The following is a 15,156-nucleotide window of genomic DNA, read 5'->3' as shown; positions in this document are numbered from 1 at the left end:
ACGCGAGGAAGAGAGGAGGCACACCGATGCCAGCGATCAGCCTGAACCACGTGAGCGTCAGCGCGAGAAATCTGGAGGAGTCGGTACGCTTCTACGAGGAGCTCTTCGGGATGGAGCGCATCCCGACACCGAACTTCGGCTTCCCGGTGCAATGGCTTCGGGTCGGATCCCTCCAGCTCCACATCTTCGAGCGCCCCGGGGATGCGCCCACGTATCACCACCTCGGGCTCACCGTCGATGACTTCGAAGCGGTCTATCACAAGGCAAAGGTGCTCGGGATCCACGACTATACCACCTTCGGCCATCACCTGTATGAACTCCCGAACCAGAACGTCCAGATGTACCTGCGTGACCCGGCCGGCAACCTCGTTGAGGTCGATTGGCCCGACGTGACGACGCTCTCGCCGGACATCCTCGCCGATATGAAGAAGCTGGCGGACCGGTATCCACAGGGCGAGGACAACCAGCGCGCGACGCTCTTCCTGGACAGGCAGGCCGGCCGCGTTTCCTAACGTTACGTCCCGGCGAACGCTCGCCGGAAGGGCATGTCCGGTTCGCTTTAGCCGTGATGACGCTGGGATCGCCCGGCGTCTCACCCGCCCGCCGGGCGGCTGCTTCCACGTGCCCCGGTGCCCCTTGTACCGAAGCGGTGGGGGCGCCGCGCGTTCGATCCCCCACCGCTTCTCATCAGATCGCGCCGAGAGATGCCGGTCCCGCTACCGCCTCCCCCTCCGGTGCTCAGCATCGCGCACTCATCGATGGGTCTCGCCTCATGCCTGGCCGCCGCGCGCCTGCTGGATCCAGCCGACGATCTTGCTCGGCGTGATCGGCAGCTCGGTGATCCGCACGCCGAACGGCTCCAGCGCATCCTCCAGCGCGGCGGTGATTGCGCCCGGCGACATCATCCGACCGCCCTCGCCGCCTCCCTTGATCCCGTACGGCGTGTAGGGCGATGGCGTTTCCTGGTGGTCGATGTCGAACCTGGGGACGTCCATCGCCGTGGGCACCAGGTAGTCCATGAAGCTGGCCGTGAGCATCTGCCCGCTCTCGTCGTAGACGTACTCCTCAAACAGCGCGGTCCCCAATCCCTGGACAGCTCCGCCGGTGATGTGCCCGTGGAGGGTCATCGGGTTGACCACCGTGCCACAGTCGTGCACCGCCGCGTACTTGTGGTAGGTGAACTGGCCCGTTTCCGGGTCGACCTCCACCACCGCGATGTGACAGGCGTGCCCGACGAACGGATAGAAGACGCCCAGATCCTTGCGGTCGGCCGAAGGCAAGGTAGTGTAGGGGTGATCGTAGGTATAGCTGGCCTCCAGCCCGCTCTCGATATCTTCTGGCAAGTCCAGCCGGAACATGTAGGCCTTCAGCGCAATCTGGTCGAGCGTCAGTGCGCGGTCGGGGCTACCCTTGACCCGCACTTTCCCCTCGCTGAACTCCAGATCGTCCGGGCTGACTTCCAGCTCGTGCGCGGCAATCTTCTTGATCTTCTCCTTGAGTCGAGCCGAGGCGCCGACCAGCGCGCCGGTGACCATGACGGTGAACCGCGAGCCTCCCGGCCCGGTGCCCGGGAGAGCATGCTGGGAGTCGGCGTACGTCACCACGATATCGGATGGGTCGACATCGAACTCCTCGGCGACGACCTGGGTCACGACGGTCTCCGGGCTGTTGCCCCAGAAGGCTAGCGAGTGGAGCGTTACCACGAACTTGCCCGTGGGGTCGATCGTGATGGTCGCGCTCTCCGGGCTGCTGGTGACCGGGAATGACGGCTGATCGAACCAGAACCAGAACTCGGTGGAGCTGAAGACGCTCCGCTCCTGCGCGGTCACGATGCCGATGCCGAGGTACCGCCCCTCCTGTCGCGCGCGTTCCCGCTCCCCGACCCAGTACTCGTAGTCGACGAGCTTAAGGGCCTTGTCGAGCACGCCCTCGTAGTTGCCGCTGTCGTAGATATTCCCGGTCGGGATCTTGTAGGGGAACTGCTCGGGGCGGATGAAGTTCTTGCGCCGGATCTCGGCCCGGTCCATGCCGAGCTTGCGGGCCGCCAGATCGACCATCCGCTCCAGCACCCAGTTGTTGACCTCGGAACCGAATCCTCGGTAGGCCCCCTGCTGGTTCTTGTTCGTCAGCACGGCGGTCAGCTTGTACTGCACGCTCTGGATCCGGTAGGGGCCGACCACCTGCGCCAGCGCATTGCCATGGGTGCCGGTGCCGAACTGCAGATAGGCCCCGTAGTCATCCACGCAGTCGATCTTCAACGAGCGTAGGGTGCCGTCGTTGTCGAAGGCGAGCGAGACATCGTAGTACCGGTCCGAGCCGCAGTGGTCGTTGTTGAGAATGTGGTCGATCCGATCCTCCACGTACTTCACCGGCCGCCCCGCCACCATCGAGAGGAAGCCCGCCATGGTGGGGACCTTGTGCATGAAGAACTTGGAGCCGAAGCTGCCGCCGGCGTTGATCGGCACGACTTTGAGCTTGCTCGCCGGGATCTTGAGCGAGGTCGCGATCAGCCACTGGAAGTAGGTGAAGTTCATCGAGTTGGCGTAGATCGTGAGCGTGCCGGTCCCCTCGTCGTAGTCGCCGATGGCGCCGTTGGTCTCCATCGGCATGGCGCTCGATCGTGGCCAGCGCAGCCTGGCGCTGACGACATGATCCGCGTTGGCGAAGTCGCCCTCGACATCGCCGAAGGTGAAGGTGCGGCTGTAGGCGATGTTGCTGCCGAGCGCCTCATGGACCAGCGGCGCGCCCGGCTCCATCGCCTCGAAGGGATCGACCACCGGCGGCAAGGGCTCGTACTCCACCTCGATCAGGTCGCACGCATCCTCGGCGATGTACCGGTTCTCGGCTACGACCGCCGCGACGGCCTCGCCGGCGTAACGCACCTTGTCGACGGCCAGCAGGTGCTGGTAGATCGGGCCGACGGCGAACGTCGGCAGCGGGTTCATCCGCTCGGCGACATCCTTGCCGGTAACGACCTTGTACACGCCGGGGAGCCGCTCAGCAGCGCTGGTATCGATGCGGACGATCCGGGCGTGGGCATAGGGGCTGCGGAGAATCGCGGCGTGCGCCATATTCGGCAGCTTGAGATCGTCGATGTAGCGCCCCTTGCCGCGCAGGAAGCGGAGGTCCTCCACCCGTGGCATGCTCTTGCCGATCCACCTGGGGCGCTTCGTCGCTACCTCGGCCATGATCAGCCTCCTCCTGTGCAAAGCATGCTCATCCACCTCGATCGGGCCGGCGCGCTCTGACTACGGCGAAGGCGCCATCTGCTTCGCCGCCGCACGGATGGCCGTCACGATGTTCTGATAGCCGGTGCAGCGGCAGAGGACGCCGCTGATCGCCTCCCGGATCTCCTCGTCGGTACCGGCGTCCGGTCGAGTCGTGAGGTATTCGTAGGCGGTCAGCAGCATGGCCGGAGTGCAGAAGCCGCACTGCAGCGCATGGTGCTCCCAAAATGCCCGCTGGAGCGGATGAAGGTCCCCATTCGGCGCCAGCCCCTCCACGGTGAGCACCTCGCGACCGTCTGCCTGAACGGCGAACATCAGACACGAGCGCGTGCTCTTCCCATCGACCAGGACCGTGCAGTTGCCGCAGACGCCGTGCTCGCAGCCCAGGTGCGTGCCCACCAGGTTGAGGTCTTCTCGCAGGAAGTCAGCCAGGGTGCGACGCGGCTCCACCTCGGCCCGATAGAGCCGGCCGTTCACGGTGACGGTGATCGCATGCTTCTCCGCCATGCCTACCTCCTCCCACCCGCGCGTTCGACTGCCGTGGTCAGCGCCCGGCGCGCGAGCACCCGTGCGACGTGCCGCCGGTACTCGGCCGTGGCGTGGACATCGGACGCGGGCTCGATCACTGCCCCGGCCACGTCAGCGGCAGCAGCGATGGCGTCCGGGGTCGGCTGCTGCCCGATCAGGAGGTCGCGCACCTCGACCACCTGGGGAACCGGCCCGACGCCGCCCAGCACCAGTCGCGCATCGGTGCAGACACCCGCCTCGTCGCGCGTCACCAGCGCCGCCACGGCCACGAGGGCGAAATCGCCATGCCGCCGGCTTACCTCCAGGAATGACCAGCCGGTGCCCGGCGAGAGCGCCGGGAGACGCACCGAGGCCAGCAGCTCATCCGGCTCGAGCGCGGTCGTCAGGGTGTCGAGAAAGAACTCCCGAGCCGGAATGGCTCGCGCCCCGCGCGCACTGCTGGCCGTGATCTCCGCGTCGAGCGCGACCATCGTTACCGGGAGCTCGGCCGCAGGGTCGGCGTGGGCCAATGAACCGCCGACCGTTCCCCAATTCCGGATCTGACGGTGCCCGATGTAGCGGACTGCTTCGACGAGCAGCGGGTAGCGCTCGGCTACCGCGCGGTTCTCCAGCAACGACTGCTGCCGCGTCAGCGCGCCGAGCACGAGCCCGTCGCCGTTGGCGTGGAGGTACTCGAGCGCGGCCACGCGGTTGATGTCGATGATCGCCGCGGGCCGGGCCAGGCGCATATTGAGCAAGGGCACCAGGCTCTGGCCACCGGCGAGGATCTTCCCGCCCCCGCCGTGACTGGCCAACAGAGCGTGGACTTCCTCCACCGATGTCGGGCGGTAGTAGTCGAACGCGACCGGTTTCATCGCCTCGTCACCCTCCTCCGCACCATCGTCCTGGTCGAGCGCGGAGACACCCGCGCCCCGGGCTTGGAAGGCATGTCGATCCCGGAGGACGCGCGCCCCGCGCGGCTCGACCGAGGAGACTCACCCAACCATTGCAGCCGGTTCCAGACAACAGGCAGCGGCGCACTGCCGGTGTCGCCGCTGCCGATCGATCCGGCACCGCACTCAGTGGGCTGGCGTCACAACGCTGCATCGCTCAGCGCTCCTTCATCCTGACGGCAGCTCCAGATGTGATCACGCAACGGCCGGCAGGCGACCGCTCCGTGCAGAGGCGTGAGAAACCATCGGCGTCGAAGCGTGTTACCCCTATCCTACAGGGGAGGTTGTGCGCCGGAGAATGTCGCAGCGGACAAATCGGAAGGAATGCTCTTGTCCCTTTATACAGCGGGGGACGGTGTGCTGGTCTGATCCATCAGGCGGAGGATCATACGGGCGAGCTGGATATCCAGCAGCAGCGAGACATCGGCCAGCGGAGCGCCGAGCAGCTCTTCCACCTTGCGCAGCCGGTACCGGAGCGTATTGGGGTGGAGACCGAGCTGTTCCGCCGCTAGGGGCACCGACTGGCCGGCATCCAGGTACGCCTCCAGCGCCTGGATCAGGATGCCCCCGTGCCGCTGGTCGTAGGCGAGCACCGGGCCCAGTCGTTGGCGCGCGAAGTCGATCAGCTCGGCCGGCTCGTTCACGTGGAAGAGCAGTCGAGCCGCCCCGATGTCGGTGTATCGCAGCACCTTGGCCTGACCGCCGAACCGGCGGATCACCCGGAGCGCTCGCTCGGCCTCCTGGTAGCTCGTGGCGATCTTTCCGAGGTGATCTGTCACGCGGCCGATGCCGACCGACACCGAGAGATCGGGCAGCGCCCGAGCGACGGCGTGCTGGACCGCGTGGACGATCGCGTCCGCAGCACTGGCCCGTGGCCCTTCGACGGCCGTGAGGATCACGGCCACGTTGCCATGGCGACTGGCGATCAGCGCATGTGGGGCATGCGCCATGGCCACGCTCTGGAGCACGCTGAAGAACCGTTGCCTGAGGCGATCGATGCCGGCTTCCGGTGGCTGTGCCCTGGTATGATCGTGACTCTCATGGTCGATATCGAACACAAGGACCTGGAATGGGCCGCGCAGGTCGTAGCCGAGATACCGGCCGCGATCGCGCATTAGCTGGGCGTCGTCGAACCGGCCAGCGATCAGGTCCTCGGCAAAGCCATGGCGCACCCGGAGCTCGATCTCGTGAGCCAGGCGGTCCTTGACGATCGCCAGCGCCAGGACCGTCGCCGCGTGCGCCAGCGTGCGCATGGTCAGCGGCGGCGCCGGCAGTTCAGCCAGAGCCAGCGAGACGTAGCCGAGGAGATCCCGACCGGCGACGATCGGCGCGACGGCGCACGGGTGATCGAGACCGCGCTCGGGCAGTGCCGGAAGTTCGAACGGCCCCCTCGCGTCACGCTGGCCGAGGCGCAGCCCAGGTGAGGACAGCAGCTCCTGGGTGAGCGGAGTCAATGCAGTGGCCGGTTCCTCGGTCGGGTGCGCTTCGCACACCACGCGAAGGAACTGGTCCTGCACCAGCACCGGACGATCGACCAGCCTGGCCAGCGTGCGCGCGATGGTCGGGATGCCCTGGTTGGTGAGCACGAGCTGGGTGAGCGCGTCGTGGATCTCGGCCGCGCGCTCGAGGAGCCGGTGTTGTTCCTCCAGCTCGGCGGTCAGCTCACCGAGGCGTCGGATGGTCTGCTTCTGGGTTTCGACCATGCGAGCGATCTCGATCGCGATGCCGGCCTGCGTGGCGACCGTGAGGAGGGCCTGTACCTCCTCGTCACGATAGCGACGGGGCTCGCCCTGGTAGCCATTCAGCGTCCCGATCACGCTCCCCCGCGAGCAGAGCGGGACAGCGATCAAGGAGCGAATGCCGTGCTGGCGGGCCAGCGCGCGCCAGCGGCGAAACCGCGGGTCGGTCTCCGTATCCTCCACGATGACCGGCTGCCCGGTGCGGAACGCCTGGCTGGATGGTCCCTCGCTGAGCATCGGATCCTCGATGCGAATCGGATGGCTGCGGTTGACCGCATCGACGTAGCCGGAGGCAAGCCCGGCCGCCCCCTCGATCATGAGCAGATCCGCTCCGGACCGCTCCAGCAAGATCGCGCAGGAGCGAAAGCCCAGCCGGGCGCGGACAGTGGCGGCAATCGTCTCCAGCGTCGTCTGGAGTGGCTGAAACTCCGCGAGCACCCGGAAGATCTCGCCGATCAGCAGGCCATCGACTCGGGGCAACCTCTTCGCCATAGAGCAGCACTCCTTATATCGAGATGCGGCCTGCTCGTCCGTGCGACGCTCCCATCGGGGCACATGCGCGGAGGGTGGACAATGCAACTATAACCGTCTCGGCTCGAGGGTCCCAGCTTCGCTCCGCTGTGTGACGACACTGACCGCTCGTCGGTGAAGCCAGCGGCAGACCTCCGGGCCCGGGCGCGCCGGCCCGGACGACAGCCGGCTCAGTTGGCGCCTGCGTGCAGCTACGGTCCCTCGGAGCGCTGCTCATCATTCCCGGCGTCCCGGTAAGCCAGAGGCAGATGTGCTGGCCGGTTGACTTACACCACGCGGCATGCGTGCAGCAGCACTGCCACATCCGGCGCCTCCGGCAGCCGCTCGGCGGTCGAGAGCAGGCGATCGGCCGCGCCGGGGCCGAGCCGCGGCTCGACCAGCGCCCGCAGCTTGGCCAGCAGCTCCTCGCGCGCCAGCGGGGAATCGGGATGTCCGGGCGGCTGGCGCACTGTCGTCTCCAGCCGTCGACCGTCGATCAGCTCGACCACGACCCGGCAGCCCAGCACGCCCTCCTCGTGGAACGCGCGCTCGAACTCAGGATCGATGACCAGGTCGATCCGTCGCATCAGGTCGAGCAGCGCAGGGTCGTGCCAGGGCTCGCCCTGGTAGCTGGCCGGGGTGAGGTCGCCATCCCGCAGCGCGATCGCAACCACGAAGGGCGTGCTGTGGTCGGCCGCCGCCCGCGTCCGGGGAGCATACGCGCTGGGTGAGCCCTGCACGCCGGCTGTGACCTGCCGATGACCGTAGACGGTCACGACGGCGATGTCGTCCACCGAGCCGATCTCGCGGTGGAGCGAGGATGCAGCCGCGATCGCCGCCTGCGTGTAGAACTGCGCGGGGTAGCGCTTGACGATCGTCCGGAGCACCGCCCAGTCGCCCCTGCCGTCGAGCCGGTCGAACGCTGCGGGGTCGACGTCAGCCGGCAGGCGCTCGAAGAGCGCCTCCAGCGCGTCGGGCGGCGCAGTCAGCCCGCGAGCCGCGAGCTGGACAGCTTCCAGCGCTCGCTGGCAGACGAGACCAGGCGCCGCGCCCTTGATGAGCGGCAGCTCTGGCCCCGGCTTGAGCCAGGATTGCAGCACCAGCCCGCCAGTCGTCCCGGCCAGGCCGATCGCCGAGACCGTCTGCTCCCGGCTCAGCCCGAGCAGCCAGCCGGCGGCGGCAGGCACGGCCCAGGCAACCTGGCTAACCGAGTGCAACCCCCGCTGCATCCAGTGGTACGCCTCGGCGAGCGCTGCTTGCAGCTCGTAGACCGCCACGACCGCAGCCAGGAGATCCTGACCGCTGGCTCCGGCCAGCTCGGCGGCAGCGAGCAGCGCCGGGATCGCGTCGGAGAAGTGCCCGGTGTCTTTGCCCGGTGGCGCCGCGTAGATATCGTTCGCGTCGAGGTCGCGCACCAGCGTAGCGTTGACCAGCGTTGCCAGCGGCAGGTCGACGCGCTCACCGCTTCCGAGCAGCGTCGCTTCCGGGCGGCCGGCGCGTTCCCGCGCGTACTGTCTCAGGAGCATCGGGCCAGGCTCCTCCAGCGCCGCCACGCCGCACGCGAGGGTGTCGGCGACAATCCGGACGGTCGCTTCCACCACCGATGACGGCAGCGCGCGAATATCGATGCTCCGCGCGAACTCGGCCATCCGCTCCGCGAGGTACACGGCGCCCCCACTCCCTAACAGCCGACCATCGCCGGGGCAATCCGGCAGCGCTTGATTGTACCGATCTCCCGGATCTCACCTCCGGGAAGCGAGCGATGAACACGCCAGGACACCCACGTGCGACCGGCGTCCGCTAAAGGTATCCTTCCGCCGGTGAGCAGCACGGAGAGCCCTTCCCAGGCCTGGCTGTCCCGGTGGCGGAGGGAACATGGGCGCTACCATCGTTGCTGATGAGGTCAGCCGTACCTTCGGGCCAGTCCGCGCGATCGACCGCCTCACCCTGGAGATCCCGACCGGCGTGATCTACGGTCTGTTGGGCCCGAGCGGCTCCGGCAAGACGACCTTCCTGCGCATGGTCGTCGGCGCGCTCCGCCCGACCGAGGGCCGGCTCCTCGTGCTGGGCCGGACCATGCCCGACCGCGCGGTAGCCGGCCAGATCGGCTACATGCCCCAGACTGCCGCGCTCTACCCCGACCTGACCCTGCGCGAGAACCTCGCGTTTTTCGGCCGGATCTACGGCCTCCGCGGCCGGAAGCTGGAGGATCGAGTCGAGCAACTCGTGAACGACCTCGGGCTGCTCGGCTGGCTCGACCAGCAGCTCTACCGCTTCAGCGGCGGCATGCTCCAGCGCGCCTCGCTGGCCTGCGCCCTGTTGCACCAGCCCGAGCTGCTGGTGCTCGATGAGCCAACCGTCGGCCTCGACCCGGTGCTGCGCCGCTCGCTCTGGGCGCACTTTCGACAGCTCGCCGAGGAGGGCAAGACACTGCTGATCTCGACCCATACGATGGACGAGGCCGATCGTTGCGATCTGCTCGGCTTCCTGCGCGGCGGCCGCCTGCTAGCTAGCGATACCCCAGCGGCGCTGCGCGTGCAGACCGGCCAGGCGGATCTGGAAGACGCCTTCCTGGCCCTGGCTGGGCAGCCCGGCGTACCAGTCGGAGAGCCGTAATGAGCTGGCAGCGAGTCCTGGCGCTCATGCTCCGCATCGTCCGGCAGTTCCGGCGCGACCGGCGCACGCTGGCCCTGATCCTGGTGGTGCCGGTGCTCGTCCTCTCGCTCCTCGGCTACATCTACCGCGGCTCGGGCGAGCCGACCCGCCTCGCCGTCGTGCTCCAGGGCGAGAGCCCGCTCGCCCCGCAGGTCATCGCGCTCCTGGAGGAGGACTCGTCCCTTCACGTGCTCGTGATGGAGCGAGAGCAGGCACTCCAGGCAGTCGATCGGCGGGAGGTCGACGGCGTCCTGGTCCTGCCAGCCCTGCCTCCTCAACCGGGGACGCGGCCGGAGGTCGAGCTGATCCTGGAGGGCTCGCAGCCCAGCGCCGCTGGCGCGATCGCCAGCGCGGTCAGCCGCGCGCTGCCCCAGGCGATCATCCAGACGATGAGCTCGTCCGGGCAGGCGATCCAGCTCGAGCCGAGGTTCCTGCACGGCGGGCCGCAGTTCGACCAGCTCGACTACTTCGCGCCGACCTTCATCGGCTTCTTCGCGTTCTTCTTCGTCTTCCTGCTGACCTCGGTCTCGTTCCTGCGCGAGCGGCTGCAAGGAAGCATCGAGCGGCTGATCGTCTCGCCGCTCGACCGCAAGGAGATCGTGCTCGGCTACATGCTCGGCTTCACCCTCTTCGCTACCGTCCAGTCGATCGTGATGGTGATCTTCACCGTCGCGGTGCTGCGCATCCACTACGCCGGCGAGCTCTGGCTCGTCGTCTTCCTGACCTTCCTGCTGACCGTGGGGGCGGTTAACCTGGGGATCTTCCTGTCGGCCTTCGCCCGCACCGAGCTGCAGGTAGTGCAGTTCATCCCGATGGTGATCACCCCGCAGGGCTTACTCTCCGGCATCATCTGGCCGGTCGACTCGTTGCCTCGCCCGCTCCAGTGGCTGGCCCAGGCCCTTCCGCTGACCTGGGCTAACGAGGCGCTGCGCGCTGTCATGATCCGGGGCGAGGGGCTCGATGCGCTCGGCCTGCACCTGATGGTGCTCATCGGCTTCGCGGCGGCGATGGCCGTGCTGGCGATGGTGACGCTGCGGCGGGAGGTCGCCTGAGGTATGGGCGCGCCCGTCCGCCTCGCGCTCGGCTCGATGAGCCCGGTCAAGCGGGCCGCGGTCGAGCGGATCGCGCCCCAGCTCTTCAGCGAGTGGCAACTAGAGACGCTCGAAGTCCCCAGCGGGGTACCGCGCCAGCCCTGGGGCGATGAGGAGACGGCCCGGGGAGCCTGGGAGCGGGCCAGGCAGGCCCAGAAACTCACCGGGGCCGACTACGGGATCGGGATCGAGTCAGGGGTAGTCGAAGGGCCCCTCGGCCGCGTCTACGCGGTGAGCTGGGCGGTGGTCGTCGACCGCCGGGCGCGGCTGGGCGTCGGCGGCGCGGAGCGCTTCCCGCTGCCGGACGTAGCCGTCGAGCGGCTGCGAGCCGGCGAAGAGCTCGGGCGGCTGCTGGAGATGCTGGCCGGCAATGAGGAAACCCGGCCTGAGCTGGGCGCGGTCGGGGCCCTCACCGGCGGGCGCCGGAACCGGGTCGACCTCCTAGCGGTCGCCGTCCTCCACGCCTTCATGGACCTGCTCAAGCGGAGCTGACAGCCGATTTCAGGTGCTCGCCCCTGCCCTCATCCGCGCTCGCGCTCAGGCGCCGGCTACGACAGCGGGTGTCTGGTCCAACCGTCCTCATCCAGGGTCACGACCTCCCGGTAGCCCACCGCGCGCAGGAGGGCAGCGGCCTCCTCGAAGCCGGCGGTCAGGTCTTCCGGCCGGTGCGCGTCGGACGAGATCGTCACCGGGATGCCCAGCGCCTTGCACCGGTGCAGCACGCGCGGCCCGGGATACGGCTCGCCGATGTCGCGGCGCAGCCCAGCGGTGTTCACCTCCACCACCAGCCCGGCTGCCTGAATAGCCTGCAGCGCCTCCTCGATCGCCGCCAGGTACCAAGGAGCGTCCTCCGCGAAGTAGCGCCCACCCGCATTCCACATCTTGATCTTGTCGATGTGCCCAGCGATGACCGGCAGACCCAAACCCGGCATCGCCAGCGCCATCTCGACGAGCAGGCGATAGTACTCCTCGACCAGCCGGCGCGCGTCGCCCCGGTAGACCGTTTCGAGCTGGCGCACGAACGATTCGGCGGACTCATCCATCGTCCAGGGCAGGCCATCGGGGTCTCGCCCCACGAAGTGCACGCTGGCCACGACGTAGTCGGGCCGGTGTACCAGGATCTTCTGGCGCTGGAACGCCGTCCCCTCCGGGATCAGGGCTGGGGAGAGATAGTCCAGCTCCAGTCCCAGCCACAAGCGCAGGCGGCCCTGGTACGCCACCCGGGCGGCGCGCACGTCGGCACAGTACGCCGGCAGGCGCTCCAGGGGCATCGTCCAAGAGCAGGGGAACGGTACCGGAGCGTGCGACGAGAGGCCCAGACTGCGCAGGCCAGCCGCCAGTGCCGACTCCGCGTACGCGTCGATTGAGCCGGAGCCATCGCAGTAGCCGGGGTGATTGTGAAAGCTCCCGCTGATCGTCGCGCTCATCTACCGCTTCCTCTCATCTAGCGTCCCTGCCTCCTGCCCCACAACCCGACGAGCACTCCCCCGATCTTACCGCGTGGCCGGATTTTGGCTATTCGCCTGGCGATCCGCCGCATCACGTCCCGTCGGTGAGCATCGATTGGACAGCTCTTGAACACCGAGTGACCACGCATTGGCCAGCCCTGTGACTGGTACTCACCCCACCAGCCCTCTACATTATGTTGCGACAAGATGAAGGGGCAGCGAGGGAGCCAGCGAGCAGGGTGTCAACCCCCGGGGGACGCTTCCCGTGATCCGGCCCTCAGCGGCACGCAGCTAACGGGGGACATCGCGATTCCACTCCATCCTTGCCGGACGGCACTCCCGACGTCATGCCGCGGGTGTACCTTGCGCCCTCCTCGAGGAGGTGAGACGAGCAGATGACGAGGTAGATCAGGTATTTGAGCTGGTAGATGCGGGGTGATATCGAACGAGCGTGCCGAGACCTCCGGTAAAGGCAAACCGAGATCTCGTCAGCAATGTTCGGAAGCGATGATACGCGGGTCGTAACTCTGGGCGCCTGGCCCGCGCGGAGCGAGTGGCGCAACCGGCCGATCTCGAGAGCTCACGATCGGCCGGTTCTGTTTTGGCAAAGCAGAAGTCACCACGTCTGTGCAGGGTACAGAGGGGGGAAACTCATGGAGCACCGCCACACGTTCGAGGGTTCGGATACCCCTCGAGCACCCCACCTGACAGAGGCTCCGGTCTCCGGGAACGGTCATCACCTGGAGTCGCACGTCCTCGCTCCCGTATCGGTCATCGCGCCGACGCGCAACGAGGCGGAGAACATCGCGCCGCTCGTCGCTCGGCTAGAGCGCGTGCTTCCTGAAGGCTCCGAGATCATCTTCGTCGATGACAGCGAGGACGATACGCCTGCGGTAATCGAGTCGGTAGCGTTACGCTCGCGCTGCCCGATTCGCCTGATCCATCGCCCGCCCAGCCAACGAGACGGAGGGCTGGGTGGAGCGGTCGTCGCTGGGTTACGAGCCGCCCGCTCATCCTGGGCATGCGTTATGGACGCGGACCTGCAACACCCGCCGGAGTTGATCCCGCGCTTGCTGGCTCAGGCCCGGTTGACCCAGGCCGACCTGGTAATCGCCAGCCGGTACTGCGACGAGGGGAAAGCTGAGGGGCTCGACGGGATACGCACAGCAATCTCTCGCACCTCCACGACGGCTGCGCGCCTCGCCTTTCCTCGCCGGCTGCGACGAGTCAGTGACCCGATGAGCGGATTTTTCCTGCTTCGGAAAGATCTGATCGACATCGACGCCCTGCGACCACGAGGGTTCAAGATCTTGCTCGAGATTCTGGTACGGAATCGGCATCTCAAGGTGAGCGAGGTCGGCTTCGAGTTCGGCAAACGGTATGCAGGGGAGAGCAAGGCATCGCTGCGCGAGGGGTTCCGCTATCTGGCCCATCTCGGCACGTTGCGGCTGGGCAACGACGCGCTGCGCTTCGCCGCCTTCGCCGCGATCGGCCTCTCCGGCCTGCTCGTGAACACGCTCGTCCTGCTTGCCGGTACCGAGCTCGTCGGCTTCCACTATCTGCTCTCGGTCGTCTTCGCAACCTGGGCATCGACGCTCTGGAACTTCAGCCTGACCGACGCCTGGGTCTTCGGTGACCGGCGAGAAGCCAACCGATGGGGCGAGCGTCTAGCGATGTTCGCGTTCGTGAACACGCTGGCACTGCTCGTGCGCGGCCCGATGATCTATGTCCTGACCTCGATCCTGGGCATCTACTACGTGCTCTCGAACATCATCTCGCTGGTCTCCCTGTCGCTCGTGCGCTACGGGATGTCAGACGCCTGGATCTGGAAGGTCACGCACCAGCCACGTGCGCGCGGCCCGTACTGCTATGACATCCACGGGATCGTCACCGTCTGGTCGGAGACCTGGCTGCCTGAGCTGGAGCGCTTCCTCACCACCGAGACGATTGCTCAGCCGACGATCCGGGTGCGGATCGGCGGGCTGCGGCCACCGGGCCCGCTCGGCCGACCAGGGACGGTCGGCGCGACGCCGGATGGCCGGCGATTCTTCTACGACGATGGCCTCGGCCCACTGGGATTCTGGATCGACGTCACTATGGGTGAGACAGTCGAGGTGATTGCCTCGCCGTTCCTACGCCGATCGCCGCATGTGCTCTACACCAACGTGGTGGAGCCGATCCTGCGGTGGACGTTCGTGAGAAAGGGCTATGCCCTCGTCCACGGCGCCTGCATCGCCTTCGGCGACGAAGCCTACCTGGTGACGGCCCGCACCGATACCGGAAAGACCACCACCATCCTGCGCGTGCTCGACCGCCAGCGCCGGGCCACCGATACTGGCGCCTTCCTCTCCGACGATCTGACGTTGCTCAGTCCCGACGGTCGGGTCCTGAGCTATCCGAAGCCGATGACGATCAGCCGGCACACGGTCGCCGCCGTCAACACCCCGATGCTCACACGCCGGCAGCGCTTCGGCCTCTGGGTGCAGAGTCGCCTGCACTCGCGAGAGGGGCGACGGTTCGCACTCTTGCTAGCCCGCACGAGATTGCCGGTCGCCACCATCAACGCTGTGGTGCAGTGGATCGTGCCGCCGCCCAAGTACCACATCCAGCAGCTCGTACCGCGCGCGAAGTGGACGCGCGAAGCCAAGCTCGCTGGGATGTTCGTCATCGAGCGCGGCGGTGAGGGAGAAGTCCCGCTCGATGATCGCGCGGCGCTGGAGACGCTGCTGAGCAACAGTGACGACGCGTACGGGTTCCCACCGTACCCGGTGATCCGCCACTACCTCCACAGTTCCGGAGGACAGGACCTGCAACTGCTCGAGCGCCAGATCGTCGAGCGGGCGCTGAGCGGCGTTCCGGCCCGGCTGCTCCGCAGCAGCGCGATGGATTGGTGGCAGCGTATCCCGATGCTCGTCAACCTGCGCGATGCACGACCTCCGGTGGAGCAACCGGCATCGCCGGTCGTGGCGACCGGGGCGAGCGCGACGTAGAGCATGGGCGACTGGTTTCGGAAGCGGGACTAGTCT

11 protein-coding genes and 1 riboswitch are annotated in these 15,156 nt (G+C 67.4%); of the genes, 5 read left to right on the top strand and 6 right to left on the bottom strand.

Annotation, left to right across the window (positions count from 1 at the left end):
* Positions 1–26: 26 nt before the first annotated feature.
* Positions 27–512: a VOC family protein gene (locus NET02_RS09055; protein WP_284057076.1), complete on the top strand. Its 486-nt coding sequence runs from the start codon at positions 27–29 to the stop codon at positions 510–512.
* A 258-nt stretch (positions 513–770) separates the two neighbouring features.
* Here the strand turns inward: NET02_RS09055 and NET02_RS09050 are convergent, their stop codons facing one another.
* The 5 genes from NET02_RS09050 to NET02_RS09030 all read right to left on the bottom strand — a co-directional run bounded on the left by NET02_RS09050 (position 771) and on the right by NET02_RS09030 (position 8,603).
* Complete coding sequence (locus NET02_RS09050) at positions 771–3,188, bottom strand: xanthine dehydrogenase family protein molybdopterin-binding subunit (protein WP_284057075.1); 2,418 nt, start codon at positions 3,186–3,188, stop codon at positions 771–773.
* A gap of 60 nt (positions 3,189–3,248) precedes the next feature.
* The gene (locus NET02_RS09045) at positions 3,249–3,734 is read right to left on the bottom strand and encodes a (2Fe-2S)-binding protein (RefSeq protein WP_284057074.1); all 486 of its coding nucleotides are present in this window, start codon (positions 3,732–3,734) and stop codon (positions 3,249–3,251) included.
* A gap of 2 nt (positions 3,735–3,736) precedes the next feature.
* Positions 3,737–4,609: an FAD binding domain-containing protein gene (locus NET02_RS09040; RefSeq protein WP_284057073.1), complete on the bottom strand. Its 873-nt coding sequence runs from the start codon at positions 4,607–4,609 to the stop codon at positions 3,737–3,739.
* A 416-nt stretch (positions 4,610–5,025) separates the two neighbouring features.
* The gene (locus NET02_RS09035) at positions 5,026–6,918 is read right to left on the bottom strand and encodes a helix-turn-helix domain-containing protein (RefSeq protein ID WP_284057072.1); all 1,893 of its coding nucleotides are present in this window, start codon (positions 6,916–6,918) and stop codon (positions 5,026–5,028) included.
* 305 nt (positions 6,919–7,223) lie between these two features.
* Positions 7,224–8,603 (bottom strand): MmgE/PrpD family protein, encoded by a 1,380-nt coding sequence (locus NET02_RS09030; RefSeq protein ID WP_284057071.1) that lies wholly within the window; start codon positions 8,601–8,603, stop codon positions 7,224–7,226.
* Positions 8,604–8,811: 208 nt separating this feature from the next.
* On the opposite strand from NET02_RS09030, the gene NET02_RS09025 reads away from it, so the two are divergent.
* From NET02_RS09025 to NET02_RS09015, 3 genes are read left to right on the top strand one after another with little or no spacing between them, the layout of a single operon-like run.
* Entirely contained in the window at positions 8,812–9,552 is a 741-nt protein-coding gene (locus NET02_RS09025) for an ABC transporter ATP-binding protein (protein ID WP_284057070.1), read from the top strand.
* Positions 9,552–10,643: an ABC transporter permease gene (locus NET02_RS09020; RefSeq protein ID WP_284057069.1), complete on the top strand. Its 1,092-nt coding sequence runs from the start codon at positions 9,552–9,554 to the stop codon at positions 10,641–10,643. Before NET02_RS09025 ends, NET02_RS09020 begins: the two co-directional genes overlap by 1 nt.
* Before the next feature lie 3 nt (positions 10,644–10,646).
* Positions 10,647–11,174, top strand: a complete 528-nt coding sequence (locus NET02_RS09015) for a DUF84 family protein (RefSeq protein WP_284057068.1) — start codon at positions 10,647–10,649, stop codon at positions 11,172–11,174.
* 56 nt (positions 11,175–11,230) lie between these two features.
* On the opposite strand, the gene NET02_RS09010 is transcribed toward NET02_RS09015, so the two are convergent.
* Positions 11,231–12,109: a histidinol-phosphatase gene (locus tag NET02_RS09010; RefSeq protein ID WP_284057067.1), complete on the bottom strand. Its 879-nt coding sequence runs from the start codon at positions 12,107–12,109 to the stop codon at positions 11,231–11,233.
* A gap of 512 nt (positions 12,110–12,621) precedes the next feature.
* Positions 12,622–12,707: riboswitch (cyclic di-GMP riboswitch) on the top strand.
* A 76-nt stretch (positions 12,708–12,783) separates the two neighbouring features.
* Here NET02_RS09010 and NET02_RS09005 point away from each other — a divergent pair.
* Complete coding sequence (locus NET02_RS09005; RefSeq protein WP_284057066.1) at positions 12,784–15,120, top strand: glycosyltransferase family 2 protein; 2,337 nt, start codon at positions 12,784–12,786, stop codon at positions 15,118–15,120.
* The last annotated feature ends 36 nt before the right edge of the window (positions 15,121–15,156 follow it).

The organism is Thermalbibacter longus (genome assembly GCF_023806485.1).
Lineage (GTDB): Bacteria > Chloroflexota > Chloroflexia > Thermomicrobiales > Thermomicrobiaceae > Thermalbibacter > Thermalbibacter longus.
This window is presented reverse-complemented; position numbering and strand designations above follow the sequence as displayed.

Excerpts from the sequence above, each read along its gene's own strand:
- NET02_RS09055 (WP_284057076.1), top strand. The coding sequence starts at position 27 with ATGCCAGCGATCAGCCTGAACCACGTGAGCGTCAGCGCGAGAAATCTG.
- NET02_RS09050 (WP_284057075.1), bottom strand. The coding sequence starts at position 3,188 with ATGGCCGAGGTAGCGACGAAGCGCCCCAGGTGGATCGGCAAGAGCATG.
- NET02_RS09045 (WP_284057074.1), bottom strand. The coding sequence starts at position 3,734 with ATGGCGGAGAAGCATGCGATCACCGTCACCGTGAACGGCCGGCTCTAT.
- NET02_RS09040 (WP_284057073.1), bottom strand. The coding sequence starts at position 4,609 with ATGAAACCGGTCGCGTTCGACTACTACCGCCCGACATCGGTGGAGGAA.
- NET02_RS09035 (WP_284057072.1), bottom strand. The coding sequence starts at position 6,918 with ATGGCGAAGAGGTTGCCCCGAGTCGATGGCCTGCTGATCGGCGAGATC.
- NET02_RS09025 (WP_284057070.1), top strand. The coding sequence starts at position 8,812 with ATGGGCGCTACCATCGTTGCTGATGAGGTCAGCCGTACCTTCGGGCCA.
- NET02_RS09020 (WP_284057069.1), top strand. The coding sequence starts at position 9,552 with ATGAGCTGGCAGCGAGTCCTGGCGCTCATGCTCCGCATCGTCCGGCAG.
- NET02_RS09015 (WP_284057068.1), top strand. The coding sequence starts at position 10,647 with ATGGGCGCGCCCGTCCGCCTCGCGCTCGGCTCGATGAGCCCGGTCAAG.
- NET02_RS09010 (WP_284057067.1), bottom strand. The coding sequence starts at position 12,109 with ATGAGCGCGACGATCAGCGGGAGCTTTCACAATCACCCCGGCTACTGC.
- NET02_RS09005 (WP_284057066.1), top strand. The coding sequence starts at position 12,784 with ATGGAGCACCGCCACACGTTCGAGGGTTCGGATACCCCTCGAGCACCC.